This is a genomic window from Salinicola endophyticus, from assembly GCF_003206575.1.
Classification (GTDB): Bacteria; Pseudomonadota; Gammaproteobacteria; order Pseudomonadales; family Halomonadaceae; genus Salinicola; species Salinicola endophyticus.
Window position 1 is genome coordinate 102,001 of the sequence record NZ_PZJO01000010.1, and the last position, 23,974, is coordinate 125,974.

General features: G+C 67.6%; 24 protein-coding genes. 13 read left to right on the forward strand and 11 right to left on the reverse strand.

Features of this window, described 5'->3' with window-relative positions; genetic code table 11:
* Nucleotides 1-108 precede the first annotated feature (108 nt).
* Nucleotides 109-1,740 (forward strand): DNA recombination protein RmuC, encoded by a 1,632-nt coding sequence (rmuC, locus tag DOM66_RS17545; RefSeq protein ID WP_110691111.1) that lies wholly within the window; start codon nucleotides 109-111, stop codon nucleotides 1,738-1,740.
* On the opposite strand, the gene DOM66_RS17550 is transcribed toward rmuC, so the two are convergent.
* The 4 genes from DOM66_RS17550 to DOM66_RS17565 all read right to left on the reverse strand — a co-directional run bounded on the left by DOM66_RS17550 (nucleotide 1,737) and on the right by DOM66_RS17565 (nucleotide 7,147).
* On the reverse strand, nucleotides 1,737-3,317 hold the full coding sequence (locus DOM66_RS17550; RefSeq protein WP_110691038.1) for a chemotaxis protein CheW: 1,581 nt from the start codon (nucleotides 3,315-3,317) through the stop codon (nucleotides 1,737-1,739). The genes rmuC and DOM66_RS17550 overlap by 4 nt on opposite strands.
* Complete coding sequence (locus DOM66_RS17555; protein WP_245392481.1) at nucleotides 3,314-5,050, reverse strand: methyl-accepting chemotaxis protein; 1,737 nt, start codon at nucleotides 5,048-5,050, stop codon at nucleotides 3,314-3,316. The genes DOM66_RS17550 and DOM66_RS17555 overlap by 4 nt, the downstream gene beginning before the upstream one ends.
* Nucleotides 5,051-5,246: 196 nt before the next feature.
* Nucleotides 5,247-5,720 carry a Dps family protein gene (locus DOM66_RS17560; protein WP_110677068.1) on the reverse strand — a complete coding sequence of 158 codons (474 nt, stop codon included), beginning with the start codon at nucleotides 5,718-5,720 and terminating at the stop codon, nucleotides 5,247-5,249.
* A 284-nt stretch (nucleotides 5,721-6,004) separates the two neighbouring features.
* A complete protein-coding gene (locus DOM66_RS17565; RefSeq protein ID WP_110691040.1) occupies nucleotides 6,005-7,147 on the reverse strand; it encodes a glycerate kinase in 1,143 nt (380 codons plus the stop codon).
* A 198-nt stretch (nucleotides 7,148-7,345) separates the two neighbouring features.
* On the opposite strand from DOM66_RS17565, the gene DOM66_RS17570 reads away from it, so the two are divergent.
* From DOM66_RS17570 to DOM66_RS17585, 4 genes are all read left to right on the forward strand, one after another.
* Nucleotides 7,346-7,960: a hypothetical protein gene (locus DOM66_RS17570; RefSeq protein WP_110677072.1), complete on the forward strand. Its 615-nt coding sequence runs from the start codon at nucleotides 7,346-7,348 to the stop codon at nucleotides 7,958-7,960.
* A complete protein-coding gene (locus tag DOM66_RS17575; RefSeq protein ID WP_157958868.1) occupies nucleotides 7,957-8,385 on the forward strand; it encodes a hypothetical protein in 429 nt (142 codons plus the stop codon). The genes DOM66_RS17570 and DOM66_RS17575 overlap by 4 nt, the downstream gene beginning before the upstream one ends.
* A gap of 80 nt (nucleotides 8,386-8,465) precedes the next feature.
* The gene (locus DOM66_RS17580) at nucleotides 8,466-9,161 is read left to right on the forward strand and encodes a DUF1007 family protein (RefSeq protein ID WP_232825271.1); all 696 of its coding nucleotides are present in this window, start codon (nucleotides 8,466-8,468) and stop codon (nucleotides 9,159-9,161) included.
* Nucleotides 9,149-10,192 carry a nickel/cobalt transporter gene (locus DOM66_RS17585; RefSeq protein ID WP_232825272.1) on the forward strand — a complete coding sequence of 348 codons (1,044 nt, stop codon included), beginning with the start codon at nucleotides 9,149-9,151 and terminating at the stop codon, nucleotides 10,190-10,192. Before DOM66_RS17580 ends, DOM66_RS17585 begins: the two co-directional genes overlap by 13 nt.
* A gap of 2 nt (nucleotides 10,193-10,194) precedes the next feature.
* On the opposite strand, the gene DOM66_RS17590 is transcribed toward DOM66_RS17585, so the two are convergent.
* Nucleotides 10,195-10,620, reverse strand: coding sequence for an HIT domain-containing protein (locus tag DOM66_RS17590; protein WP_198651825.1), 426 nt, complete (start codon nucleotides 10,618-10,620; stop codon nucleotides 10,195-10,197).
* Between the two features lie 208 nt (nucleotides 10,621-10,828).
* Here DOM66_RS17590 and DOM66_RS17595 point away from each other — a divergent pair, with 208 nt between their 5' ends.
* The 5 genes from DOM66_RS17595 (at nucleotide 10,829) to DOM66_RS17615 (ending at nucleotide 15,866) form a co-directional block, all read left to right on the forward strand.
* Nucleotides 10,829-10,960: an entericidin A/B family lipoprotein gene (locus tag DOM66_RS17595; RefSeq protein WP_035475804.1), complete on the forward strand. Its 132-nt coding sequence runs from the start codon at nucleotides 10,829-10,831 to the stop codon at nucleotides 10,958-10,960.
* A 187-nt stretch (nucleotides 10,961-11,147) separates the two neighbouring features.
* Entirely contained in the window at nucleotides 11,148-11,930 is a 783-nt protein-coding gene (locus tag DOM66_RS17600) for a formate dehydrogenase accessory sulfurtransferase FdhD (protein WP_110677076.1), read from the forward strand.
* A 334-nt stretch (nucleotides 11,931-12,264) separates the two neighbouring features.
* On the forward strand, nucleotides 12,265-14,619 hold the full coding sequence (locus tag DOM66_RS17605) for an FdhF/YdeP family oxidoreductase (RefSeq protein WP_110691041.1): 2,355 nt from the start codon (nucleotides 12,265-12,267) through the stop codon (nucleotides 14,617-14,619).
* Complete coding sequence (locus DOM66_RS17610; protein ID WP_110691042.1) at nucleotides 14,612-14,971, forward strand: MarR family transcriptional regulator; 360 nt, start codon at nucleotides 14,612-14,614, stop codon at nucleotides 14,969-14,971. The genes DOM66_RS17605 and DOM66_RS17610 overlap by 8 nt, the downstream gene beginning before the upstream one ends.
* 130 nt (nucleotides 14,972-15,101) lie before the next feature.
* Nucleotides 15,102-15,866: an SDR family NAD(P)-dependent oxidoreductase gene (locus DOM66_RS17615; RefSeq protein ID WP_110677083.1), complete on the forward strand. Its 765-nt coding sequence runs from the start codon at nucleotides 15,102-15,104 to the stop codon at nucleotides 15,864-15,866.
* Here the strand turns inward: DOM66_RS17615 and DOM66_RS17620 are convergent.
* Nucleotides 15,841-16,086 (reverse strand): alpha/beta fold hydrolase, encoded by a 246-nt coding sequence (locus tag DOM66_RS17620; protein ID WP_110691043.1) that lies wholly within the window; start codon nucleotides 16,084-16,086, stop codon nucleotides 15,841-15,843. The genes DOM66_RS17615 and DOM66_RS17620 overlap by 26 nt on opposite strands.
* Nucleotides 16,087-16,231: 145 nt before the next feature.
* Here DOM66_RS17620 and DOM66_RS17625 point away from each other — a divergent pair, with 145 nt between their 5' ends.
* Nucleotides 16,232-17,503 (forward strand): hypothetical protein, encoded by a 1,272-nt coding sequence (locus DOM66_RS17625; RefSeq protein WP_110691044.1) that lies wholly within the window; start codon nucleotides 16,232-16,234, stop codon nucleotides 17,501-17,503.
* A 125-nt stretch (nucleotides 17,504-17,628) separates the two neighbouring features.
* Here DOM66_RS17625 and DOM66_RS17630 read toward each other — a convergent pair whose 3' ends face one another.
* From DOM66_RS17630 to osmF, 4 genes are read right to left on the reverse strand one after another with little or no spacing between them, the layout of a single operon-like run.
* Nucleotides 17,629-18,396, reverse strand: coding sequence for an ABC transporter permease (locus tag DOM66_RS17630; RefSeq protein WP_110691045.1), 768 nt, complete (start codon nucleotides 18,394-18,396; stop codon nucleotides 17,629-17,631).
* On the reverse strand, nucleotides 18,393-19,469 hold the full coding sequence (locus DOM66_RS17635) for an ABC transporter ATP-binding protein (protein WP_110691046.1): 1,077 nt from the start codon (nucleotides 19,467-19,469) through the stop codon (nucleotides 18,393-18,395). Before DOM66_RS17635 ends, DOM66_RS17630 begins: the two co-directional genes overlap by 4 nt.
* A gap of 14 nt (nucleotides 19,470-19,483) precedes the next feature.
* Nucleotides 19,484-20,671 carry an ABC transporter permease gene (locus DOM66_RS17640; protein WP_110691047.1) on the reverse strand — a complete coding sequence of 396 codons (1,188 nt, stop codon included), beginning with the start codon at nucleotides 20,669-20,671 and terminating at the stop codon, nucleotides 19,484-19,486.
* A gap of 7 nt (nucleotides 20,672-20,678) precedes the next feature.
* A complete protein-coding gene (gene osmF, locus DOM66_RS17645) occupies nucleotides 20,679-21,599 on the reverse strand; it encodes a glycine betaine ABC transporter substrate-binding protein OsmF (protein ID WP_110677095.1) in 921 nt (306 codons plus the stop codon).
* Between the two features lie 205 nt (nucleotides 21,600-21,804).
* Here osmF and DOM66_RS17650 point away from each other — a divergent pair, with 205 nt between their 5' ends.
* Both DOM66_RS17650 and DOM66_RS17655 read left to right on the forward strand, forming a co-directional pair.
* Nucleotides 21,805-22,125, forward strand: coding sequence for an I78 family peptidase inhibitor (locus DOM66_RS17650; protein ID WP_157958870.1), 321 nt, complete (start codon nucleotides 21,805-21,807; stop codon nucleotides 22,123-22,125).
* Between the two features lie 127 nt (nucleotides 22,126-22,252).
* The gene (locus DOM66_RS17655; protein WP_157958871.1) at nucleotides 22,253-22,792 is read left to right on the forward strand and encodes a cytochrome b; all 540 of its coding nucleotides are present in this window, start codon (nucleotides 22,253-22,255) and stop codon (nucleotides 22,790-22,792) included.
* A gap of 96 nt (nucleotides 22,793-22,888) precedes the next feature.
* On the opposite strand, the gene DOM66_RS17660 is transcribed toward DOM66_RS17655, so the two are convergent.
* The gene (locus tag DOM66_RS17660) at nucleotides 22,889-23,962 is read right to left on the reverse strand and encodes an ion transporter (RefSeq protein ID WP_188115214.1); all 1,074 of its coding nucleotides are present in this window, start codon (nucleotides 23,960-23,962) and stop codon (nucleotides 22,889-22,891) included.
* Nucleotides 23,963-23,974: the final 12 nt, after the last annotated feature.

Genomic DNA, 23,974 nt, shown 5'->3' on the forward strand with positions numbered 1-23,974 from the left:
GGTCCACGTGTTGCCCGCCCCTCAGTGTGGAACATGAGGGCGAGAGTGCAAGGCGGCCCTGGCGGGCGGCGGTAGGATCATGGAGGGCATGAGCGGATGGAGAGCGCGATGAACGCGGATACGGTGGCGCTCGCCTGGGGGCTGGCCTGTGTGCTGGCGCTGGCTGGCGGGGTGGCGCTGTGGCAGTGGCGTCAGGCAAGCGCGAGGGGGGCAGGGCTCGGCGCGCGGCTGCGCGAGGCGGAGAGCCAGCGCCAGCGCCTGGAGCAGGAGCTGGCCCAGAGCGATGCCCAGCAGGACGAACTGCGCGAGCGCGAGGCCGAACTCAAGCGTCAACTGGCCCAGCGCGACCAGCAGGTGGAGAGTCTCAATGCGCGCCTGGCCGATCTGCGCGAGCGCTATGGTCGACTCGAGACCCTGAACGAGCAGCAGCAGCGCCAGCATGCCGAGCGCCTGGAGCTTCTGGAGCAGGCCAAGGCGCGCCTGGCCCAGGAGTTCGAGGCGCTGGCGGGGCGGATCTTCGACGAGCGCCAGCGTGCCTACAGCGCCCAGAGCCGAGACAGCCTCGAGGCGCTGCTCAAGCCCTTCCGCGAGCAGGTCAGCGGCTTCCGCCAGCGTCTCGAGGAGATTCACGGTGAGGAGGTGCGCGAGCGCACCACGCTCAAGGTGCAGATCGACCAGCTCGCCACCCTCAACCGTCAGATCACCGAAGAGGCGGCCAACCTGACCCGAGCGCTCAAGGGCGACAAGAAGATGCAGGGCAACTGGGGCGAGGTGATGCTGGAGTCGGTGCTCGAACGCTCCGGATTGCGCCGCGATATCGAGTACCGCCGCGAGGTCTCGATCGAGGGCGAGCAGGGGCGTCAGCGCCCCGATGCGGTGATCTACCTGCCCGACGACAAGCATCTGATCGTCGACGCCAAGGTCTCGCTCAACGCCTATGTGCGCTACGTCAATGCCGAGGAGGACGCCGAGCGCGAGCAGGCGCTGCGCGCCCACGTGCAGGCGATCCGCGCGCATATCGACGGGCTGGCGGGGCGTGACTACCCGCGTCTGCCGGGGCTGCGCTCGCCCGACTTCGTGTTTCTGTTCATGCCCATCGAGCCGGCCTTCGCGGTCGCCTTCCAGTTCGATGACACCCTGTTCCAGGACGCTTTCTCGCGCGACATCGTGGTGGTCACGCCGACCACGCTGCTTGCCAGCCTGCGCACCGTGGCGAGCCTGTGGAACCTGGAGCGCCAGAACGAGAACGCGCGTCATATTGCCGAGCGCGCCGGCAAGCTGCTCGACAAGTTCCAGGGCTTCGTCTCGAGTCTCGAGGATGTCGGGCGCCACCTGGGCCGTGCCCGGGGCAGCTACGACCAGGCCATGGGGCGGCTCGCCACCGGCCAGGGCAGCCTGGTTGGCCAGGCGCTGGCGCTGGAGAAGCTCGGCGTACGCATGAAGCGCGCGTTGCCCGAACATCTGACCCGGGAGGCGGGGGCAGACGCTGACGAAGCGGCACTCGATCGAGCGCCGCGCGGCGCCGACGCGAGTCGCGTGGGTGAAGACGAAGAGAACGGGCATGCCGAGGATGCGCACACCAAGGGTGAGCACGCCGAGAGCGGCCCTAACGAGAGTGGCCATGGCGAGAGTGGCCATGGCGAGAGCGAGCGCGCCGAAGACGGCGCGCATACCGGTAGCGGCGAGAGCGATGCCGCACCGGGTACGCGAGTCCGTTCGGAGCCGGGCAGGTCGGATTAGACGGACTCGGCGGTGTCGTCGGCTTTCGGCAGCGCTGCACTGCTCGCCGCCAGGTCCATGGCCAGGCCCTGCAGGCAGATCATCGCCATCACCTGATGGCGGGCGCCGACGCCGAGCGCCACCAGCCGCTTGGCGCGTTCGATCGCTGGGGCCTCGGGGTCGATGTCACCGCGCCAGCGCACCACCAGACTCTCTTCGGCCGCCTCGACGTAGTCGATGCGCTGCACCGCGTCGGCGAGAAAGCCGATCAGCCCCTGGCCGCTGTCGGCGATCAGCACGTGCTGGGGTGGGCGCGACGCGTCGCGACCCAGCAGGTGGCGCAGATCGACCAGGGCCACACTGTGCCCGTGACGGCGCCAGACGCCGACGAAGCGCGGGTCACCGCCGCTCTTGAGATAGTCGGTGGGGGCGACGTCGACCGCGTCGAGCTGATCGAGCAACGTGGTGTAGTCTCCGTCACAGGTGAAGCGCACCAGCGCGAAGCGTCGCCGGGGTTGGTGCTCGGCGGCCGAGCTGCCCGTCTGGGTGCCGTCGAGCCGCGCATGCAGGCGCGCCAGCGCACTCAGATTGAGCGCCGACAGCAGCTCCCGGTGATCGAGCGCCAGCGCATCGCGCCCCGTGGGGCCGATGACCAGTCCGGCCACCGCCGCCGGCTGCCCCGGGCCGGCGGGCGACAGGGTGCCGTCGGCACTGAGCGCGGTGACGTGTTCCAGGGCCAGTGCCAGACGCCCCTCGGGGCCAGCGAGCACCACCATGTAGCTGGGCCGTGAGCGCTGCGGGGCGCGCCCGATCAATTCGCCGGGGTCGAACAGGGGCAGCCGTGCACCGCGCAGCGTGACGTTGCCGAGGTAAGCGTCGAGTTCGATCGGCGGCGGTTCGATCTCGGGGCAGTTGGCGACCTCGCCGACGATCTCGGTATCCAGCGCCAGCGCTTGGCCACCACTCTCCACGATCAGCCAGCGCCGGGCGCTGATCCGCGTCGGCGTGGCGTCACTGGTCAGTGTCGGCGGCGCCGAAGCGTCGGACGATTGGCGCTCGGTCAGCGCTGGCGACGGTGTCACCGCGACCATCTCTTCCAGCGCGAACAGCGCATCCAGATCGAGCAGGTACGCCGGGTTTGCCAGGCTCGGGTGATCGATCAGCGAAGGCGTCAGTGCCAGGGTGCTGCCGTCGCCGTGGCTCACCGCATGCTGCTGGTCAGCCAGCACTTCGATCACGTCGACGATCTGGCTCACACACAGCCCGAAACGCGCACCGCGATGCGCCACCACGGCGACGAAGCTGGCCTGGGACCTGCTCTGGCTGTGGCCACTGCTCCGGGCGCCGTCGACATGGCGTTTATCAGGGGTATCGAGAGTGGACGCTGCCGAGACGTCATGATCGAGCTGCAGCAGCCCTGCCAGGTCGACCAGCGGTAGCGGCTGGCCACGCAGCGACAGTGTGCCCCGCGACCATGCCGGCGCCCGCGGCCGTGGTGGTGGCAGGCGCTCCAGGCGCACTACTTCTTGCAGATCGTGGGCATCGAGCGCGACATCGCCGGCACCGACGCGCAGGATGCCGAAGACGCGTGCGCTCATGATTTCGCCCGCTCCTCGCCGCGGGTCGCCCGGGCCAGTTCACGGATCGCGGTATCCACCTGATTGGCGGTCTCGAGCTGGGCGCTGGCGGTGGTGGCGATCTCCTCGATCGAGTCGGTGGTCTGGGCCACCCCCTCGACGATGCGCGCGAACGAGTCGGTGGCGCGCTGGGTCACGGCGTTACCGCTGTCGATACGCTTGAGCGATTCGCCCAGCAGACGGTTGATCTGACGCGTGGCGTCGGCGGACTTCTCGGCCAGCTTGCGCACCTCGTCGGCGACCACCGAGAAGCCCAGCCCGTGCTCACCGGCGCGGGCGGCCTCGATCGCGGCATTGAACGCCAGCAGGTTGGTCTGCGAGGCGATCTCGCCGATCACCTTGACGATCGCATCGATATCCTCGGACGACTTCTGGATCGCTGCCATCGCCTCGCGTGAATCGTTCAGCGACTGGGTGCCGCGGCCGGCCTCCTGCTGGGTCTCGCGGGCCAGCGAGCGGGTTAGCTGGGTGTTCTCGGCGATCGAGGCAATGGACGCGTTGAGCGCGTGGATCGACTGGCTCATGGCCTCGGTCTGGGCCTGGATATGCTCCTCCAGCTCGACCTCGGCGGTGATGTCGGTGGCGAACTTGATCACCTTGTAGGGCTTGCCGTCGGCATCGAAGATCGGGTTGTAGGTAGCCTGGATCCAGACCCGGCGTCCATGCTTGCCCAGACGCATGAAGCGGCCGTCGAACAGTTCGCCACGGCTCAGCGCCAGCCAGAAGTCGCGGTACTCGCGGCTGACCACATGATCGGGCGCGCAGAACATGCGGTGGTGTTGACCCTCGATCTCGTCGGCGTGGTAGCCCAGGGTATCCAGAAAGTTCTGGTTGGCGGCGAGGATATTGCCCTTGAGGTCGAATTCGATCACTGCCTGGGCGCGGTCGATGGCGTTGATCCGGCCCTCGAACTCGGCGTTGCGCAGGCGTTCGGCGGTGACGTCGTGGGCGAACTTGACCACCTTGTAGGGGCGCCCGCTGGCGTCCAGGATCGGGTTGTAGCTGGCCTGCAGCCAGATATCGTGACCGCGCTTGTCGAGACGGCGGAACTCGCCGCTGTAGAACTCGCCCTGGCGCAGCCGCGCCCAGAACTGGCGGTAGTCGTCGCTCTTGGCGTAGTCCGGCTGGCAGAACAGCGCGTGGTGACGCCCTTCGATCTCATCCAGGGTGTAGCCCACGGTATTGAGGAAGTGCTGGTTGGCAGTGAGCACATGGCCGTCGAGATCGAACTCGATCACCGCCTGGGCGCGATCGATCGCCTTGACCTTGCCCTCGTACTCGGCGACAGCACGCTTCTGCAGGGTGATGTCCGAGGCCAGCTTGATCACCTTGTGCGGTTTGCCCTCGTCATCGAGCACCGGATTGTAGGTCGCCTGCAGCCAGATATCCTCGCCCTGGCGGGTGACGCGCTTGAACTCGCCGCTGACGAACTCGCCGCGCCCCAGGCGCGTCCAGAACTCCTGATAGGCGCGGCTCTGGGCGTAGCGCTCATCGCAGAACAGGCGGTGGTGCTGCCCCACCACCTCGTCGCGGCGATAGCCCATGGCTTCGAGGAAACGCGCGTTGGCGTCGAGCACGTGGCCGTCGAGATCGAACTCGATCACGGCCTGGGAGCGGTTGACCGCCTGCCACAGCGCCTCCAGTGGCGGGGCGGCGAGTGAGTCGGAGCTGTCGGCGGGAGTATCGAGGGACATGGTCTGCCTCCGCGGTGCGGGAAGTAAGCCGCGAGCCTGCCGGGTTGCAAGGCTCATGGTGGGTAACGCACAACATCGGCTGGGGCGGGGCGAAGTTTAATGAAACGCGACTATCGGCGAGATAAACCGGGCCCAAAAGACGATGCCGCCCCGGAGGGCGGCATCGTCGTCGTCAGCGGCGGTGAGAGCGAACGCGTCAGCCGAGGTAGGCGTTGAGCATCCAGACCGTCTTCTCCTGCTCGCGGATATAGTCGCTCGCCAGCGAGGCGGTGCCCTCGTCGTCGGCGTCGCTGGCCTGGGAGAGCAGATCGCGCTGCAGCTCGATCAGCACCTGGAAGCCCTCGACCAGCCCGCGCACGCACTGCTTGCCGTCGGAGACCTTGGTGTCCTCCTGGATCTTCGACACCGAGAAGTAGTCGCTGTAGGCGTGCAGCGGCTGGTAGCCCAGGGTCAGGATACGCTCGGCGACCTCGTCGACCTTGGTCAGCAGGTCGGTGTAGATCTCCTCGAACTTGGCATGCAGCTCGAAGAACTGCTCGCCCTTGACGTTCCAGTGGTAGCCACGCGTGTTCATGTAGAAGATCTGGTAGTTGGCCAGCAGCGCGTTGAGTTTTTCCGCGAGCTGCTCGGCTGCGGATGCGTGCAGGCCGATGGCGTTGGTATCCGACATGACATTCCTCCTTAGAAAGAGATGGGCGCGACCAAAGTGTATGCCGCCATGCCGCCGCTGCCCAGCCAAGCCTGGGTATGGCCGGCATAGGCCCCGACTATCCGAGAGAGTGTTTACAAAATGCCTGCGCTCGACAATACGGCGTTGAAATCGATCTCAAAGTACTCATTTACTCCATGTAAACTCCGCTTTTTCGATCGATTTCGCCTTGTCTTGTCTTCGCTCGTCGAATTTGTAAACACCCTCTGAGATATCATAGCCGTCCGCGGGAAGAGGATATCCTCTCAGGCACGCTCGCGCTCGGCGCGCCACACCCGTGCCAGGCTGCGGGCGTTGTCCTCCAGCAGCGCCGCACAGCGGTCCAGCGCGGCGTCGAGGGTGAGCGGGCCGTCGGCGAGAGCGAAGGCAGCGGTGACGCCGTGGTCGAAGGCCGCCTGCCAGCCGTCGCCCAGCCGACCGGCCAATACCACGCTGGGCACCCCGGCCTGCTGCGCGCGCCGGGCGATCCCGATCGGTGTCTTGCCGGAGAGGCTCTGACCGTCGAGCTGACCTTCGCCGGTGATCACCCAGTCGGCGCCGGCGAGCAGTGCATCGAACCCGACCTGTGCCATGACCAGCTCGATGCCGGGGCGCAGCTCGGCAGCGAGAAAGGCGCGGGCGGCAAAGCCCATGCCGCCGGCGGCGCCGGCGCCGGGCAGCTCGCGGTGGTCCTCGCCGAGGACCTGAGCGGCGTGGTCGGCGAAGTGCGCCAACGCCGTGTCGAGACGTTCGACGTCGGCGTCGCTGGCGCCTTTCTGCGGGCCGAAGATGGCGCTGGCCCCTTGGGACCCGAGCAGCGGGTTATCGACGTCGACGGCGGTCTGAACCGTCAATGAGGCCAGCCGCGGGTCGAGGCCATCGAGATCGAGTGTCGCCAGCTCGGCCAGCGCCGCGCCGCCCGCGGGCAGCGGCTGGCCGTCGCCATCCAGCAGCCGGGCGCCGAGGGCCACCAGCATGCCGGCACCGGCGTCGTTGGTGGCACTGCCGCCCAGTGTCAGCACCAAGTGGCGGGCGCCGGCGTCCAGTGCGGCCAGAATTAGCTCGCCGACCCCATGGGTGGTGCTGTGAAGGGCGGTGCGCTCGTCACGCGTCAGGGCCTGCAGCCCGCTCGCCTCCGCCAGTTCGATGAAGGCGGTGTGCGACGCGGCGAGCCAGCCCCAGTGCGCCTCGGCGGGGCGGCCCAGCGCATCCTGTACCCGGGCACGGCGCCGCTCGGCGCCGGTGGCCGCAAGCAGCGCATCCAGCGTGCCTTCGCCGCCATCGCCCATGGGGCACTCGTGCAGGCTCGCCTCGGGCCATTCGCGGGCGATGCCGCGGGCCACGGCGGCGGCGGCCTCGCGGGCGCTGAGCGCGTCCTTGTAACTGTCGGGAGCAATGACGATCTTCATCGAATCCTCGGCTGTGGCTGACGGCGTGGGGGCAGTGGCGTCACCAGCATAGCGTCGTTCGACGGCCGCGGCGACGGCCCTGCCCGCGGCATGCGGTGGAGCGCAGACAGTTTTCGTGCAACGCCTAATGGACATGGACCGGCGAAGGGCCAACTGGCATGCTCACGCTGTTCGCCGTTGCCTCTCGAGGAGAGTGCCATGAAACCATCATCCTGGCGTTGCCGGTGGCCCCGCGCGACGCGTCCAGGCTCCACCGGTTGGCTCGTCGTCGGCGCCGTGGTGGCGCTGACCAGCGGCTGCCAGTCGCTGGCCACGCCGGCACCGCTGGCCGCCAACCGGTCGGATTCACTGCCCGCCGCCTGCCAGTGGCCGGCCACCGGGGAGACCCTGGCGCGCCTGCGCGCCACCCGCCAGGCGCTGGAGCAGCAGGGCTATCAGGTGCTCGACACCGACGCCAAGCTGGGCCTGGTCAGCGCCGAGCGGCGCACCGCCCAGCCCGGGCTGGGGGCGGTCGATAGCCCCTTCGGACGCACCGGCTTCTGGGGCGGCTTCGGCCTTGGCGGGGGCCACGGCTACTCGCTGGGCGTCTTCCAGGGCTTCGGCGGCGGCTACAACACCGATCCGGTGCAGATCGAGCGGGTCTCGGTGGTCACCCCCGAGGCGACCACCTTTGTCGATCGCGATTCGGTGGTGGTCGACCACAACGGCTACCTGATCGACGCGCGCAGCTACAACCAGCCCGGCTTCTGCGCCCAGTTGCGCCAGTCGATCGAGTCCCGGCTGGCGGCGCCGGCGGCGGGGGTGAGCCCATGAGCCGGTTGCTGCCCGCCCTCCCGCGCCGCGGTAGCGTGGGCCTGTGCCGCGCGCTGATCCTGGGCCTGCTGCTGGGGCTCGCCGGCTGCGCTGTGAATCCGCCGGCGCAGCCGCGCAGCATTGCCGTCAGCGCCAGCGAAGATGCCACCCTGCGCGCCACCCTGGCGATGCTCGCCGAGCGCGGCTTCGTGATTCGTCAGGCCGACGGCGACCTGCGCCAGATCGATGCGGTGCTCGCCTCGCGCAGTGGTTACGAGGTGCACGCCGAGGTCAGCGGCGGCAGCCAGCGCCCGCCGGGGCTGGTACTGCAGAACGGAGATACCTATCTCACCCTGAGCGGGCGTCGCGGCGGTCAGCCGTTGGACGCCGCCGCGCTCGATCCGCTGTTCATCGACGTGCAGCGCCGCCTGGGGCTGCTGCCGTGACCGGCAAGTCGCATGCCTTTCGGCCTCATCTGGCTCGGCGGCGTCTTGACCAGAGGCTGAGCCAGGGGGTGAGCCAAAGGTTGAAACGGGGTCTGACACGGTGGCTGAACCTGAATCTGGCCCTGGGCGTGGTGGTGGGCGTGTGTACGCTGGGCTGGCCGCTGCTGGCGTCGGCCCACCCCCACGGCTGGGTCGATATCAGCGTGCGCGGGGAGTTCGACGCCCAGGGTCGGCTGGAGGCGCTGCGTCAGCGCTGGCGCATGGACCCCTTCTACAGCCAGGTGGTGATGGAGGAGCTGTCCAACGTCGATGACGACAGCAGCATGGCGGTACGGCTGGATGCCCTCGGCACCGAGATCCGCAACAACCTCGCCACCCAGCACAACTTGACCTGGATCGATCTCGACGGGCGCGAACTGGCCCAGGCCGAGGTGGTCGACACCAACACCGAGATCGACGGCGAGCGGCTGGTGTTCCAGTTCGTGCTGCCGCTGGCGCAGCCGGTGGCGCTGGGCGGGCACCTGCTGCGCTATCGTGTCTTCGATCCCACCTATTACATCGAGATGGTCCACGAGGCCAATGCCGACGGCTCCCAGCCGCTACCCGAGGCGCTGACCCTGTCCAACGCGCCGCCCGGCTGCACCACGCGTATCGTCAAGGCCAAGCCCGATCCGCAGAAGGTGATGGAGGCGGCGATGCTCGACAAGACCGATAACGGCGAGCCCAATCTGGGGCGCTTCTTCGCCGAAACCGGAGAGATTCGATGTCCCGGCTGACCCCCTGGCGCAGCATGGCGCTGGCACTGGGTGGTGTGCTGCTCGCCGCCGCCCTGATCTACTGGCTCGGCTGGTGGCAGCAGGCGGCGGTGCAGGTGGTGCTGTGGCAGCGCGATCTCTATCACGCCCTGACCGCGGCGATCACCGCCATCGACCGCGCACCGGGGCTTGCCACCTGGAGCGTGCTGCTCGGTGTCAGCTTCGGTTACGGCGTCTTCCACGCCGCTGGGCCGGGCCATGGAAAGGTGGTGTTGAGCACCTATCTCGCCTCCCAGGGCGGGGCCTGGCGGCGCGCCATCGCACTCTCCGCGCTCGCCTCGCTGCTTCAGGGGCTGATGGCGATCGCGCTGGTCGCGGTGCTGGTGTTCGGGCTCGGCTGGCTGACCCGCGAGGCGATGGCCAGCGTCGATCAGGCGGAACTGGCGAGCTTCGTGATGGTGGCGCTGGTCGGGCTGTGGCTGTGCTGGCGCTCGCTGCGTCGGCTGTGGCGCTGGCACGCCGCGCCTCGGGCGGCGGCTGGTCACGCTCATGACCATGATCACGCTCATGATCGCAGCCATGAACATATCCATGATCACGGCGCCGGTTGCGGCTGTGGCCATGACCATCACGTTTCACCCCAGCGCGCCCAGGCCTGGGGTACGGCGGCGCTGACGGTGCTCTCCATCGGCATTCGCCCCTGCAGCGGCGCGGTGCTGCTGCTGGGCGCCTCGGCGTTGCTGGATCAGTTCGGCAAGGGCGTGGTGGCGGTACTGGCGATGTCGCTGGGCACCGCGCTGACGGTGTCATCGCTGGCGCTGGCGAGCGTGCTGGCGCGGGAGTGGACCCAGCGGCGCCTGGCGCCGCTCTCCGGGCGTCGGCCGTGGGGCGCCTGGGTCGGCTTTGCCGGCGGCGCGGTGATCCTGGCGCTGGGCCTCTCGCTCAGCCTGGCCCAGTGGCAGCAGGGCCCGGCACCCGGCGCGCCCTTTCTCGGGACGCCGGGTGCGGCTTCGGGTTCGCCGCTGCTGCCGGGGGCACATAGCGCTTCCTGAGTTCAGGCGAGGAGACCGGCCTCGCGCGCCAGCCGCTCGAGTTCGCCGCGGCGGGTCTCCAGGTCGGCCTCGGTATAGGCGCGCGCCTCGCCCTGGCCCCAGACCGGCCCCGGCCAGGCGTCATCCCCGCGGGTGCGCACGATCACGTGCAGATGCAGCTGCGGCACCATGTTCCCCAGCGTTGCCACATTGAGCTTGTCGCCCGCGTAGTGGCGCATCATCGCTTCGCCCAGGCGCGTGCCCTCGCGCCATAGCTGGGCCTGCTCCTCGGTCTCGAGATGGTAGAGCTCGATCACCTCGGGGCGCCGCGGAATCAGGATCGCCCAGGGGTAGCGGGCATCGCGGCTCAGCCGCAGCTGGCACAGCCCCAGGTCGGTGACTTGCAGGCTATCCTGCGCGAGGCGGGGGTCGAGGGTGAAGATCGGCATGGCGGCTCCGGCAGATCGGCGTCAGAAAGCGCCTACTCTACGGGCGGCCAGGCGCCGGCGTCGAGCGCCTCGGCCGCGGCTGGGCGCCGGCGACCGGGGACGACGCGCACCGGGTGCGCCTCTGCTATGTTGACACTGAGCCGGCCAGAATCCGGCTCCGGTGGCATCTCGGGCCACTCGCCAAGAAACGTTAAGGAGGACGATAACGATGAAACGACTCATTGCGCTGTCTCTGCTCGCCCTGCTGGGTGCCGGCATCCTCTCCGGATGCAATACCGTCAGCGGCGCGGGCCAGGACATCGAAGAGGGTGGCGAAGCGGTACAGGACGCCGCCAACTGAGGTGGGAAGCGTCCGGCGGCGAGCCGCCGGACGCTTCGTGCACGACCTTGAATACCGCCTTGCTGCTATCCCTTCGCGCATTCTCTCCGCTACGCTCGATCTTTCCGTCCACCGAACTCCGCTCGGTTCGATTTCCGCTTCCCGTGAAGAGCCGCGACAGCCGATGACGCCAGATTCTCCTCATTCCATGCCCCAGGCCGTCTCTCAGCCAGAGGGCGATGACGCTCCCGACGCCTACCACGACAGCAGCGAGACCGATCTCGCCGCGCTGCCGGGGCCGCAGGAGCGGCCGGTTTCGATTCTCTTCAACGACACCGCCTACGCCACCGTGCTGGCGACGCCGGATCAGCTCGAGGCACTGGCCGTGGGATTCGCCTTCAGCGAAGGGGTGATCGACCGCTATGCCGATATCGAGTCGCTGGCCTGCGAGAACAGCCGCCATGGCCACCGCGTGCGCCTGGGCGTGGCGGCGCGTATCGAGCGCCGCGCGGCAGGGCAGGCGCGGGCCACCACCACCACCAGTGGCTGCGGCGCCTGCGGCGTGCAGGAGGAGTCGCAGCTGCTGTTCGGGCTGACGCGCCTGGCGCCGGCCAGCCCTCCCGCCCCGACGGCGCTGCGCACCGGGCTGGCGTCGCTGGAGGCACGTGCCGAGAGTGGCATGCATCTGGCCCTGAGCTTCGCCGCCGACGGCGAATTGATCGCCGCAGGTCGCGATATCGGCCGTCACAATGCCCTCGACAAGGTGATCGGTGAAGGGCTGCGCCAGGGCCGTCAGGCCGCCTGGGCGATGACCTCGAGCCGCTGCAGCCTGGAGCTGGTGCAGAAGAGCGTCCGCGCGGGCATCGCCACCCTGGCGACGCTCTCCTACCCCTCGCGCCTGGCGGTGGAAGTGGCGCGTGCCTGCAATCTCACCCTGATCAACTGCCACCGCGGCCGGCGGCTCGAACTGATGAGCCGAGGCGACCGCTGATCCTTCGATCCGCTGGCCCGATCCGCTATTCCGATCCACCAAGTCTCGGACCGACGCGCTCAAGCTCGGCGCGGCGGGGCCGATAAGCCATGCCTTGACGCCCTCAGTGGTGGCTGTATCGACAGCCACTAGTTAGCGGGCGTACTATACTTGCACATTATACTTTGGTATTAATCGATGCCTGGGCGCCGGGCGGCGATCTGTCGCCTCACGCCCGTATGGCCCGATCTCCAGCCGGTCTCGCCCCTGCCATCGAGGCGATCTCCTGTCAGCGCGCGCCGCGCGGCCGCTGGCGAGGTGGCCGCGCGCACGCCTTCACGCAGCAAGGAACCCCATGTCCCAGTCTCGCCAAGCCCCTGACGCCCCCTCCGTAGCCGCCCAAGAGCCGCCGCTGGCGGGCCTGGCCCGCGATCCCAAGGTCTTCTCCTATCGCAACCCGGCCGGCGGCTGGGGCGCGCTCAAGTCGGTGGGCAAGCATCTGTGGCACAGCCGTTCGCCGCTGCTCAACGCGCGCTCGCTGTTCAAGCTCAACCAGCCCGACGGCTTCGACTGCCCCGGCTGCGCCTGGGGCGACCCGGAACACGGCTCGTCGTTCGAGTTCTGTGAGAACGGGGTCAAGGCGGTGACCTGGGAAGCCACCGCCAAGCGCGTCACGCGCGAGTTCTTCGCGCGCCACAGCGTCAGCGAACTCAAGACCTGGGACGACTATCAGCTCGAGGATCAGGGGCGGCTGGTGGAGCCGATGCGCTACAACGCCGAGACCGATCACTACGAGCCGATCACGTGGGAGGCCGCGCTCGACCTGGTGGCGCAGGAACTCAAGGCGCTGCCGACCCCTGACGACGCCATCTTCTATACCTCGGGCAAGGCCGCTAACGAGTCGGCCTATATATTCCAGCTGCTGGCACGACGCTTCGGCACCAACAACCTGCCGGACTGCTCCAACATGTGTCACGAGGCCAGCGGTGTGGCGCTCACCGCGGCCCTGGGGACCGGCAAGGGCAGCGTGCGGCTGGAGGATTTCGAGCGCGCCGAGGCGATCTTCGTGTTCGGCCAGAACCCCGGCACCAACCACCCGCGCATGCTGGGTGTGCTGCGCGAAGCGGCCGAGCGCGGCGCCACCATCGTCTCCTTCAACCCGCTCAAGGAGCGCGGTCTGGAGAAGTTCGCCGACCCGCAGAAGCCGATGGAGATGCTGCACAACGGCAGCCATCGCATCAGCACCTTCTACTTCCGCCCCAAGCTGGGTGGTGACATGGCCGCCGTGCGCGGCATGGCCAAGGCGCTGTTCGAGCGCGATGCCGCCGGTGATGCCGTGCTCGACCACGCCTTCCTGGCCGCGCACACCGCGCATCTGGAGGCTTACCGGGTCCGGGTCGAGGCCACCGAATGGGCCGATCTCGAGGCGCAGTCTGGGCTGTCGGTGCGCGAAATGCGCGAGGCTGCCGAGCTCTATGCCCGCTCGCGTGCCACCATCGCCTGCTGGGCCATGGGCATCACCCAGCATGTGCACTCGGTGGCCACCGTGCGCGAGATCGTCAACCTGCTGATGCTGTGCGGCAACCTGGGCAAGCCCGGCGCCGGCACCTCGCCGGTGCGCGGCCACTCCAACGTCCAGGGCGATCGCACCATGGGGATCTTCGAGAAACCCGCGGATGCGCTGCTCGACGCGCTGGAGGCGTACTATCAGTGCCCCATGCCGCGCCACCACGGGGTCGACTCGGTGGCCGCGGTCAAGGCGATGCGCGACCAGCCGGGCAAGGTCTTCATTGGCCTGGCCGGCAACTTCACCCGCGCCATCTCCGATAGCGGCGTCACCGAGCAGGCGATGGCCAACTGCGCGCTGACTGCTTTCATCAGTACCAAGCTCAACCGTAGCCATCTGATCACCGGGCGCGAGGCGCTGATCCTGCCGTGCCTGGGGCGCAGCGAGATCGATCGCAACGCGGCGGGTCAGGCGCAACTGATCACGGTCGAGGATTCGATGAGCATGGTGCACGGCTCGGCGGGCATCAATCGCCCGGCGGACAAGGCGTTGCGCTCCGAGGTGGCGATTCTCACCGGCATCGCCGAGCGCCTGTTCGGAGACGAGGACAGCGTGGCGTGGGCAACGCTGCGCGAGGATTACGACCGCATTCGCGAGCATATCGCCGCGGTGATTCCCGGCTTCGACGACTTCAATACCCGGGTGCGTGAGCCGCGCGGCTTCTGGTTGGCCAACCCGGTGGCGCGGCGCGAGTTCGACACCGCCAGCGGCCAGGCGGAGTTCTCCGACGATGCGCTGCCGGCCGAGGTGATGCACCAGCGCCTCGCCGTCCGGGAGGGCTGGATCACGCTGCAGACGATGCGCTCCCACGACCAGTACAACACCACGGTCTACGGCTACGATGACCGTTACCGCGGCATCGAGAACGGCCGCCGGGTGATCTTCCTCAATCAGGAGGATATCGCGCGGCTGGGCTTCGCCGCCGGGCAGTGGGTCGATCTGATCGGCGAGTCCGAGGATGGCGTGACACGGCGTGCCGACGGCTTCAAGATCGTCGCCTATGACACGCCCGCCGGCTGCGCCGCTGCCTACTATCCGGAGACCAATCCGCTGATCCCGCTCGATCACAAGGGCGAGCAGAGCCACACGCCGGCATCGAAGTCGGTCGCCGTGCGTCTGGCAGCGAGCGCGCGCCTTGCCTGAGCGCGGGCAACCCGAGCTCGATATCGCCGCCCTCGAGCGTCGTTTCACGGCGCTCCAGGCGGCACACCCCGAGCTCGATCCGCTGGCGGTACTGCTGCTGGCGTCGCTGCGCGGCGCCGGCCCGGGGAAGAGGGCGGAGCTGGCCAGTCCTGACAGTGCCCATTCAGCGCAGCCCCGTTCAGAGCTGTCTCGTGCAGGGTTATCCAGCGCCCAGCTGTCGCGTCATCTGGGCATCGAGCACGCGCTGGTCAGGCGCGCCGCCGCCGAGCTCGAAGCTGCCGGCTGGATCGACACCCAGGCGCGCGGTGGCGCCAGCCCGGCACTGTGGCTGCGCCTGATCACTGACGCCTAGGTCGTACACGACAACGGCCGACATCGCTTATCCCATCTGGCGCTATCCTGACTCCTGTTGCAGACGCGTGACGTTCGCCTCCCGGGCGTGCCATCGCTGTCAAACCACTGTCTCTTCCAGGAGGAACCCGATGTCTGAATCGCAGCTGCAGGGCCGTATCGCCGTGGTCAGCGGTGGTGGTGTGGGAATCGGCTACGCCATCGCCCGCGCGCTGGCGGCGGCCGGGGCCCGCGTGGTGATCACCTATCGTACGCATCAGCCCGATGCCGCGGCGCTCGAGGGGCTCACCGCCAGCGGTGGCGAACCGGCGCTGGCACGGGCGCTCGACGTCACCGACGAGGCGGCGGTGGCCGACTTCGCCGGCTGGCTGCGGGACGAGTGCGGCCGGGTCGATATTCTGATCAATAACGCCGGTGGTCTGGTGCAGCGCGCTGGCATCGAGGAGATGCCCTATACCCTGTGGCGTCAGGTGCAGACACTCAACGTCGACTCGGTGTTTCTGATGACCCACTACCTGCTGCCACTATTCGGCGCCGAGGGCGGGCGCATCATCACGCTGTCGTCGCTGGCCGGGCGCAACGGCGGCCACCCCGGTGCCACCGCCTATGCCACTGCCAAGGCCGCGCTGTTCGGCTTCACCCGCGGGCTGGCCAAGGAGGTCGCCGGGCGTGGCATCACCGTCAACGCCCTGGCGCCGGGCTTTATCGAAGCCACTCCGTTCCACGCGACCTTCACCAGTGAGGCCTCCAAGCGCGATACCATCGCCGGGATTCCCGCCGGGCGAGCCGGGGTGCCCGAAGACGTCGCCTCGGCTGCCCTGTGGCTGGCCAGTGACGGCGCTGCCTTTGTCTCGGGGAGTATTGTCGATATCAATGGCGCCCAGTATTTCGGCTAGTCAGGAAGTCGCCCAGCGCCTGCGACAGCCGGCCGGGGCACTCGAGCATCGGGGTGTGGCCGGCGTCGAGCCGCGCCAGGCGGGCGCCGGTGATGCCCTCGTCCAGTGCCATGGCGTGCTGCCAGGTACGTGCCGGGTCTCGGTCGCCATGCACCACCAGGGTGGGGCAGCGGATCTCACTCAGCCGCGCGGTGAGATCGAGCCGGCGCAGGCTGCACATGGCACGGTAGGCGCGGCTTTATGCATCAGATGATCGCACACGGAGGTAGCCGCTTTCCTCAGAAAACCTCCAGCGCTTCAGTTCATATTCAAGTTCTGGTAATTTTGCTCCTAATTATGTGGCGTCAGATAGAGACCTTACGCGTATGGGCATGCTTCAGATTATATTCTCTGTCGTCATGGCTTTTGTTATTCCTCTTGCAATGCTGTTTTTTCTGGCGCTCATGGGTTTGCTTGTAAATAGAGTTGCTAAGCAAATGGGGTTGCGAAAGGATAAAAAATCTAAACAGCCCCCGGGATGGGGATGGCTGCTGACAGTCGCTACGCTAGGGCCTCTAGTTTGGGTCGTCTTGTCCACGCCTAGCGTTTCCGAACTTCGTCACGCTATGGACAAGTTTAGTGGTTACAACACGACTCGCATAATACTGACATTACGCGAAGATACACCGGAGGCGCGGGCGGCGTTAGTGGAGCTGCTGACCCCGTTGATGCGCATCGGAGTGCGTGAAATAAAATATCAAATAAAAAGCCGTTATGGCTCCCACCTAGATCGCGATGAGGTGCCTAGCTTCTATCGTTTCGATCAAGGGAAAATGGACATCGTCATGGGCGGCGTTCTGCCAGGCGCTTCGCTTTACATGACTCAGGCCGCACTGGAGGCCGTCGGGACTCATGTGCCGAGCACGCTGCGGGCGCGGCTCGAACTCCATGATAAGACTCTTGATGTCGTGCTGTTGCCGCCTTCCATTGTGATCAACACTAACGACGCGGCATGGGGCGGCTTTCTCACGGATCGGATCGGTGGGGAAACTTGTTCATTCAGTATGGAGATGCGGATCGATCTCGATGCCGTTTGGGACTTGCTTTTTGGCCATACGTTGAGATCTGGTGCTCTCAATGGCGCTATGCTTCGAAGTGACGCTGGAGGTCTTTTTGCCAGTCAGCCGCTGAAAATTGTTGGGTTTTCTGGCGGTCACATCGAAGCCAATCCTTCGAATACCAGACGCTATCTGACCGGGCGCATTCTCATGCGTCCCGATAATCTCGACCCGACGGCTACCCCGGATTGTGGCCGCGCGCTCGTGCGATGGGCGACCCCTGGACTCCGTGCGGCACTGCTGAATGCGCTACCCGCCGATCTGGATAAATTGGTCAGCCATGCGTCGATAGAGCCGCGGGTCGAATTCAGTCCTTGGTATAGCAGGGAGCACTGGCAGTCGGTGGTCGCTGATGGAAAAGGTCGTGGTCAACGAGAGGCATGCACTATCGAGGACGAGATTCAAAAACGATTCCTCGTGAAGTGGATCAGTACGGAATGTAACGGTGAACTGTCGGGCTCCGAGAGCTGCCTCCGTCTCGATCGCTTGAGAGAAGCAGCATTTCAGGACGTATTGAGCTGTACCTCAGGTGTCATCTAATGCATCCATAAGCTGTCGCTGAAAAGTGAAAAAAGTTTGAAGCGAAGATTCAATGTCGTCGGTCCAAATACTTGGAGCTATATCATCGATCTTCCAATGGTTTCCGAGATCCTCAAGTAGGGCTTTTATCCCCCGAACGAATATCGACGCTCCAGGCGCTCGAACGCCAGGTCGGTGACGATCGCCAGCAGGCCCACCAGCAGCGCACCCTGGATCACGTAGGCCAGGTTATTGCCCACCAGGCCGGCGATCAGCGGCGTGCCCAGGCTCTTGGCGCCGACGGTGGAGCCGATGGTGGCGGTGCCGATGTTGATGATCACCGAGACTCGAATCCCGGCGATGATCACCCGCATCGCCAGCGGCAGTTCCACCCGCCACAGGATCTGCAGCGCGCTCATGCCGTTGCCGCGCGCCGCCTCGCGAGTGCTCGCGGGGACCGTGCCGAGCCCGGCGATGGTGTTCTGGATCACCGGCAGCAGGCCGTAGAGCGACAGCGCGATGATCGTGGGGGTGAAGCCGAACCCGGCCAGCGGAACGGCGATGGCGAGCACCGCCGCGGGGGGAAAGGTCTGCCCGATCGCGGCCAGCGACGACACCATGGGCTCGAACTCGCGCCCGGCGGGGCGGGTGACGAAGAGCCCGGCGGCCACGCCGACGCTCACCGAGATCAGCGACGACACCAGCACCAGGCCGATATGCGCCAGCATCAGGTTGAGAAAGCTGTCGCGGCTGTAGAGCGGCTGGCTGAGATCGGGAAACAGCGCCCGGAACAGCGGTTCCAACTGGCCCATACCCAGCGTCAGCCCCACCAGCAGCAGCGCGAGCAGCGCCAGCGTGAGGTTGCCGGCGGCGGCGCGGCGCAGCCGGCCGGTGCGGTTGGCGGCGACGCTCATGGCGCGGCCTCGATGGCACCGCCGTCGCCTTCGATGCCCATCACCCCCGGCATGCCCACCTCGGCGATCAGACGCCCCTCGCGGTCCACCACCGGCAGCGCGGTCACCCGGTACCACACCATCCGCGACAGCGCCTCCTTCATGCTCATCTCGGGGGTGGCGATCCACTCGGGCTTGACCCGGGTGATGGCGTCGGCGTCATCCAGCCGCGCGCCGGCAAGGGCGCTGGGGCGGCCCTCGGCGTCGACCAGCCAGGCGTGCTCGTCGAGACGCTCCAGCCCGGTCTCCGGCGCCAGCCGGGCGCGGCGCTGGTACTGGTGCACAAAGCGTCGCGACAGCAACTTGAGACCCAGATCGGCCTGGCCGATGAACTCGCGCACGAAGTCGTCGGCGGGATCGACCAGCATCTCGATGGGGCGCTCGTACTGCACCAGACGGCCGCCGTTGAGCAGGGCGATACGCGTGGCCAGGGCCAGCGCCTCGTCCATGTCGTGGGTGACGAAGACGATGGTCTTGCCGGTCTTGGCGTGGACGCGCCTCATCTCCGCCTGCAGCGTCTCGCGGGTGAGCGGGTCGACCGCGCCGAAGGGCTCGTCCATCAGCAGGACTTCGGGGTCGGCGGCGAGCGCCCGGGCCACCCCGACCCGCTGCGCCTGGCCGCCGGAGAGCTGGTGTGGGTACTTGTCGCGGAATTCGGCCGGGTCGAGTTGAAACAGCGTCATCAGTTCATCGACCCGATCATCGATGCGCGCCTTGGGCCACTTGAGCAGCTGCGGCACGGTGGCCACGTTGCGCGCCACGCTCCAGTGCGGGAACAGTCCGGTGGACTGGATGGCGTAGCCGATCCGCCGCCGCAGCTGCTCCACGGGCAGCTGGGTGACGTCGTCGCCGTTGATCAGAATGCGCCCCTCGCTCAGCGGGATCAGGCGGTTGATCATCTTCAGCGTGGTCGACTTGCCGCAGCCCGAAGGCCCGATCAGCACGCCGAATTCGCCGCTCTGAAGCGTCAGTGAGACGTCGTCGACCACCCGCTTGCCGGCGTAGGTCTTGGTCAGCCCTTGCAGTTCGATCATGGGGTTCCCCCGGGTCAACGGGTGCCGGGCGGGCGGCTCGCGGCCACCAGCAGTTGCAGAAGGAAGTCGGCGATCACCGCCAGCACGATGGTGGGGATGGCGCCGAGCAGGACCAGGTCGATGGCGTACTGCCCCAGGCCCTGGAAGATGAAGGCGCCGAAGCCGCCGGCGCCGATCAGCGCCGCCACCACGGTGAGCCCGATCGCCTGCACGGTGACGATACGCAGCCCCGACAGGATTACCGGCAGCGCCAGCGGCAGCTCCACCCGCCACAGGATCTGGCGCGAGGTCATGCCCATGCCGCGGGCTGCCTCCAGCGTCGTCGCCGGCACCCCGGCAAGGCCGGCGTAGGTGTTGCGCACTACCGGCAGCAGCGAGTAGAGCACCAGGGCGATGATCGCCGGCGCTACCCCGATGCCGCTGACACCCAGCTCGCCCAGCCACGGCACCGCGTGGGCGAGTGCCGCCAGCGGTGCGATCAGCAGCCCGAACACGGCGATCGAAGGCAGTGTCTGGAACACGTTGAGCACGCTGAACAGGCCATCGCGCCAGCGCCGGCTGCGGGTTGCCACGAGCCCCAGCGGCAACCCCAGGGCCAGCGCCGGCAGCAGCGCACCGCCGACCAGGGACAAATGGCGCAGGCCCTGGGCGACGAAGATGTCACGCTGGTTGGCGAATTCGCGCATCAGCGACAGCGGGGCGAGCAGGTCGCTCGCCAGGCAGGCGCCGATCAGGCCCAGCGCCAGCAGGGCGAACAGCGCCCGCGACAGCAGCCCCAGGCGCAGGCGCTGCAGCGCATCCACGGCGATCAGCGCCGCCGCCAGCAGCAGCAGCCAGAAGGCGCCGCCCTGGGAGACCCGGGCGGCGGGGGAGGCCTCGGCCAGGGCGCGCTGGGCGTAGTCGCCGAGGGCGAAGAGGGCCAGCCCGAGCAGCGGCAGCGTCAGCGCCAGCCCCAGCCAGTCAGCGGCGCGTGGCGGCAGCGGTCGCGCCAGCGCGGCCAGTAGCAGTCCCGCCGCGATCAGCCCCAGCCCGCCGAGCTGCCAGACGGGCAGCGCCTGCCATAGCATCACCGGCTGGCCCGAGACCAGCCGGTTGGGCGAGAGCGTGGCGAACGGCAGCAGCGCCACGCCAATGGCTGCGGCCAGCCATAGGGTCAGCAGTACCCGGTTGCCGATCACCCGTGGGGTGTGTTCCCGAGGCATGCCGGACTCACTCCAGCAGGCCCTGCTGGGTCAGATAGTCGTGCGCCACCTGCTTGGCCGGCAGCCCGTCGACCTGGATCTTGCCGTTGAGGCGCTGCAGGGTCTCGCGATCGAGGGACGCGAACACCGGCTTGAGCAGCTCGGCGATCTGCGGGTGCGCCTCGAGCACAGACTCGCGCACCACCGGGGCCGGCGCGTAGACCATCTGCACCCCCTTGGGGTCGTCCATCACCTTGAGCTGGGCGGCGGCGATGGCGCCGTCGGTGCCGTAGACCATGGCGGCGTTGGTGCCGCTGGTGCCCTCGGCGGCGGCGCGGATGGTCGCCGCGGTGTTGCCGCCGGAGAGCACCAGCAGCTGATCCTCGTCGAGGGTGAAGTCATAGGCGCGCTGGAAGCTGGGCAGGGCCGCATCGCTCTCGACGAACTCCGCCGAGGCGGCCAGCTTGACCTCACCACCGTTGTCCACCCAGCGCCCGAAGTCGGCCATGCTGCTGAGATCGTTGGCATCGGCGACGTTCTGGCGCACGGCGATCGCCCAGGTGTTGTTGGCGGGGGCCGGGGTCAGCCATGCCAGCTGGTGCTGTTGGAGATCCATCTCGCGGATCTTGGCGTAGCCCTCGGCGGCGTTCTTCCACGCCGGGTCGTCGGTGGTATCGGTGAAGAAGGCGCCGTTGCCGGTGTACTCGGGGTAGAGGTCGATATCGCCGGAGAGCAGCGCCTGGCGCACGATGTTGGTCGGCCCCAGCTGCAGGCGGCTCTCCACCGGCAGCTTGGCGTTCTCGAGCACCTCGACGATCATGTTGCCGAGCAGAGACCCCTCGGTATCGATCTTGGAGGCGACACGGATCGGCGCGTCGGCGGCGTGAGCGGCGCCCGTGGCGGCGGTGAGGGTGGCGGCGGCGAGGCCGATGGCGAGGAGCTTGCGCATGATGTCGTCCCTGGCTGGGCGGCCTTGGCGGCACGCCGGTATTGTCGTCGATGTCGCTGTCGATGGTCGCGGGATACACTGCCCCGCACGCTAGGTGAGAGTCTAGCGGGCCGATCCGCTAGCGACCAATCGCTGTTCTCCCGCGTCGCAGGTGCTAATCTGGAGCCAATCAAGGACGCTTTCCCCCTGTACAAAGGAGATGTCGATGAAGATCCCCGCCACGACCCTGCTGCTCGGCAGCCTGCTTCTGGCCGGCTGCAGCACCGCGCCGGCACCGGACGAGGCGCCGCCCCCGCCGCCGATGATGAAGCCGCTGCCCGCGGATAGCTGCGGTGCCCAGGCGGTCGGCAGCATGAACGGTCAGATCCTCGACGAGACCACCCGCCGCTGGATCGATGACCGCTCCCGTGCCGACGAGATCCGCGTGATCCAGCCGGGTGAGCAGGTCACCATGGATCACCGCCCCGGGCGGCTGGATATCCGGGTCGACGACCAGCGCCGGATTCTGTCGCTCGCCTGCGGCTGACGCGGCAAGCCGCCAGGGCGCGAGGGGTGAAGGGCGGTAGCGGCCGCCGCTGAGAGGCGGTGGCGCGTGTTTTGGCGTATGATCCGCGCCTTCACAGGACGAGATGACTCGACAAGGAACCTTCGCCATGCTGCAGGACTCCCCCCAGGTATACGGCTCTGCGACCCGCTTTCTGCACTGGGTCGTGGCCGCGCTGGTCATCGTCCAGCTCTCCAGCGTGTTCCTGCACGAAGTGTGGGATGGCAACGCCTTCAGTCAGATGATTCTGCCGTGGCACACCAGTATTGGGGTCAGCGTGCTCGCGCTGATGGCGATCCGCACGCTGTGGGCGCTGTCGCAGCTCGGGCATCGTCCGGTTCACGATGGCAGCCTGCAGCGGATGGCGGTGTGGGCACACGTGCTGATGTACGCGCTGCTGATCATGATGCCGCTCTCCGGCGTGCTCATGACCTGGGGCTCCGGCTACGGTGTCCATGCGTTCGGCAGCGTACTGATTCCCGGCGCCGACGTACCCTGGGCGGCAGCGCTGGGGATGGTCCACGAGCCGATCGCCTGGCTGATCACGCTGATGATCCTGGGGCATGTGGCGATGGCGATGCATCACCACTTCGGGCGTCGCGACGACACCCTGAAGCGCATGGTCGGGCGCCCCGCCGACCCGCAGTAGCCCGACCTCCCGACGCTCGACTCCCTCCGGCCCCTGCCGAGGGCGGCGCTTCCGCCGCCCTCGGCAGGGGCGCCTGCACGCACTGTCTGGGCGATATCAGCGCTCGCCGGCGGCCTGGCGGGCGGCATCGCGCTCGCGGATGGTACGCTCCGGGTCCATCTCGAGTTTCCAGCGCTGCACCGCGACCTGCTGCTTGAGCAGTTCGAGCACGTCGATCAGCACTTGCTGGGTCACCTGATCGGTGGTCTTGTCGACGCGCAGCCAGGCATCGATGCCGCTGCCGACCAGATCGGCCAGCAGCGAGTGAAAGTGCGGCGAGCGCAGGCCGTCGATCGCCTCGTGGACCACCCGGTTGGCGATATCGTCGAGGCTGCGTTCGAGCCCCTCGGCCACGGCATCGCCCAGGGGCAGACGCTTGAGCCGGCGCAGCTCGGCATTCTCTTCCAGAGTGCGCGCGACCAGTGCCGAGACGTAGCGGTGAACCTGGCGATGATTCTCGGCGTAGCTCTTGTCGATGGTGCGCTCCAGGCGCGCCGCGATCTCGCTCACCAGGGCCGCCTTGCGTGGCTGAATCACCTCCTCGGAGACGCGCCGGGTGAGGTGGTCGCTCTGACGGATCTCGTGCTGGATATCCCCCAGCAGCTTGATCGCCACGCGGTCGGAGAGCTCCTCCATCACCACGCCATAGTAGGTACGATAGAAGCGGTAGAGCGGCCAGCGGGTCACGTCGACCACGCCCAGCCGCTGTAGCCGGATCAGCAGCGACACCACGCGCAGTACGCGCAGCAGGCGGAACCCGGCGAGCGGGATACAGCCGAGCACGTCGTACCAGTGCACGAAGGGGTAGAAGAACCAGCGTGCGTAGCGCCGCTGGGCGATGGCGATGATCCAGCCCAGCAGCACATCGAGAATGAAGATCGCCACGAAGCACAGATCGATGCGGAAGAAGTGCTCGCGCACGTTGACCTGATAGGCGTGGTGGAGCCCCGGCGCCAGCGCCTCGAAGGCTTCATTGAGCGGCGGGATCAGGTAGAGACTGTCGAACAGCAGCAGGGCCAGATTGATTGCCACCAGCACCACTACGGCGATATCCCAGATCAGCAGCAGGCGTTCGCTGAAGCGGCTGATCGGGCGCTTGGTGGGTGCGGCGTGAGGCGCGCTTGCGGGCATCGGACTTCCTTG

What these genes read in the sequence shown, in the direction of transcription:
- rmuC (WP_110691111.1), top strand. Translation starts at nt 109, where the DNA reads ATGAACGCGGATACGGTGGCGCTCGCCTGGGGGCTGGCCTGTGTGCTG.
- DOM66_RS17550 (WP_110691038.1), bottom strand. Translation starts at nt 3,317, where the DNA reads ATGAGCGCACGCGTCTTCGGCATCCTGCGCGTCGGTGCCGGCGATGTC.
- DOM66_RS17555 (WP_245392481.1), bottom strand. Translation starts at nt 5,050, where the DNA reads ATGTCCCTCGATACTCCCGCCGACAGCTCCGACTCACTCGCCGCCCCG.
- DOM66_RS17560 (WP_110677068.1), bottom strand. Translation starts at nt 5,720, where the DNA reads ATGTCGGATACCAACGCCATCGGCCTGCACGCATCCGCAGCCGAGCAG.
- DOM66_RS17565 (WP_110691040.1), bottom strand. Translation starts at nt 7,147, where the DNA reads ATGAAGATCGTCATTGCTCCCGACAGTTACAAGGACGCGCTCAGCGCC.
- DOM66_RS17570 (WP_110677072.1), top strand. Translation starts at nt 7,346, where the DNA reads ATGAAACCATCATCCTGGCGTTGCCGGTGGCCCCGCGCGACGCGTCCA.
- DOM66_RS17575 (WP_157958868.1), top strand. Translation starts at nt 7,957, where the DNA reads ATGAGCCGGTTGCTGCCCGCCCTCCCGCGCCGCGGTAGCGTGGGCCTG.
- DOM66_RS17585 (WP_232825272.1), top strand. Translation starts at nt 9,149, where the DNA reads ATGTCCCGGCTGACCCCCTGGCGCAGCATGGCGCTGGCACTGGGTGGT.
- DOM66_RS17590 (WP_198651825.1), bottom strand. Translation starts at nt 10,620, where the DNA reads ATGCCGATCTTCACCCTCGACCCCCGCCTCGCGCAGGATAGCCTGCAA.
- DOM66_RS17595 (WP_035475804.1), top strand. Translation starts at nt 10,829, where the DNA reads ATGAAACGACTCATTGCGCTGTCTCTGCTCGCCCTGCTGGGTGCCGGC.
- DOM66_RS17600 (WP_110677076.1), top strand. Translation starts at nt 11,148, where the DNA reads ATGCCCCAGGCCGTCTCTCAGCCAGAGGGCGATGACGCTCCCGACGCC.
- DOM66_RS17605 (WP_110691041.1), top strand. Translation starts at nt 12,265, where the DNA reads ATGTCCCAGTCTCGCCAAGCCCCTGACGCCCCCTCCGTAGCCGCCCAA.
- DOM66_RS17615 (WP_110677083.1), top strand. Translation starts at nt 15,102, where the DNA reads ATGTCTGAATCGCAGCTGCAGGGCCGTATCGCCGTGGTCAGCGGTGGT.
- DOM66_RS17620 (WP_110691043.1), bottom strand. Translation starts at nt 16,086, where the DNA reads ATGTGCAGCCTGCGCCGGCTCGATCTCACCGCGCGGCTGAGTGAGATC.
- DOM66_RS17625 (WP_110691044.1), top strand. Translation starts at nt 16,232, where the DNA reads ATGGGCATGCTTCAGATTATATTCTCTGTCGTCATGGCTTTTGTTATT.
- DOM66_RS17630 (WP_110691045.1), bottom strand. Translation starts at nt 18,396, where the DNA reads ATGAGCGTCGCCGCCAACCGCACCGGCCGGCTGCGCCGCGCCGCCGCC.
- DOM66_RS17635 (WP_110691046.1), bottom strand. Translation starts at nt 19,469, where the DNA reads ATGATCGAACTGCAAGGGCTGACCAAGACCTACGCCGGCAAGCGGGTG.
- DOM66_RS17640 (WP_110691047.1), bottom strand. Translation starts at nt 20,671, where the DNA reads ATGCCTCGGGAACACACCCCACGGGTGATCGGCAACCGGGTACTGCTG.
- osmF (WP_110677095.1), bottom strand. Translation starts at nt 21,599, where the DNA reads ATGCGCAAGCTCCTCGCCATCGGCCTCGCCGCCGCCACCCTCACCGCC.
- DOM66_RS17650 (WP_157958870.1), top strand. Translation starts at nt 21,805, where the DNA reads ATGAAGATCCCCGCCACGACCCTGCTGCTCGGCAGCCTGCTTCTGGCC.
- DOM66_RS17655 (WP_157958871.1), top strand. Translation starts at nt 22,253, where the DNA reads ATGCTGCAGGACTCCCCCCAGGTATACGGCTCTGCGACCCGCTTTCTG.
- DOM66_RS17660 (WP_188115214.1), bottom strand. Translation starts at nt 23,962, where the DNA reads ATGCCCGCAAGCGCGCCTCACGCCGCACCCACCAAGCGCCCGATCAGC.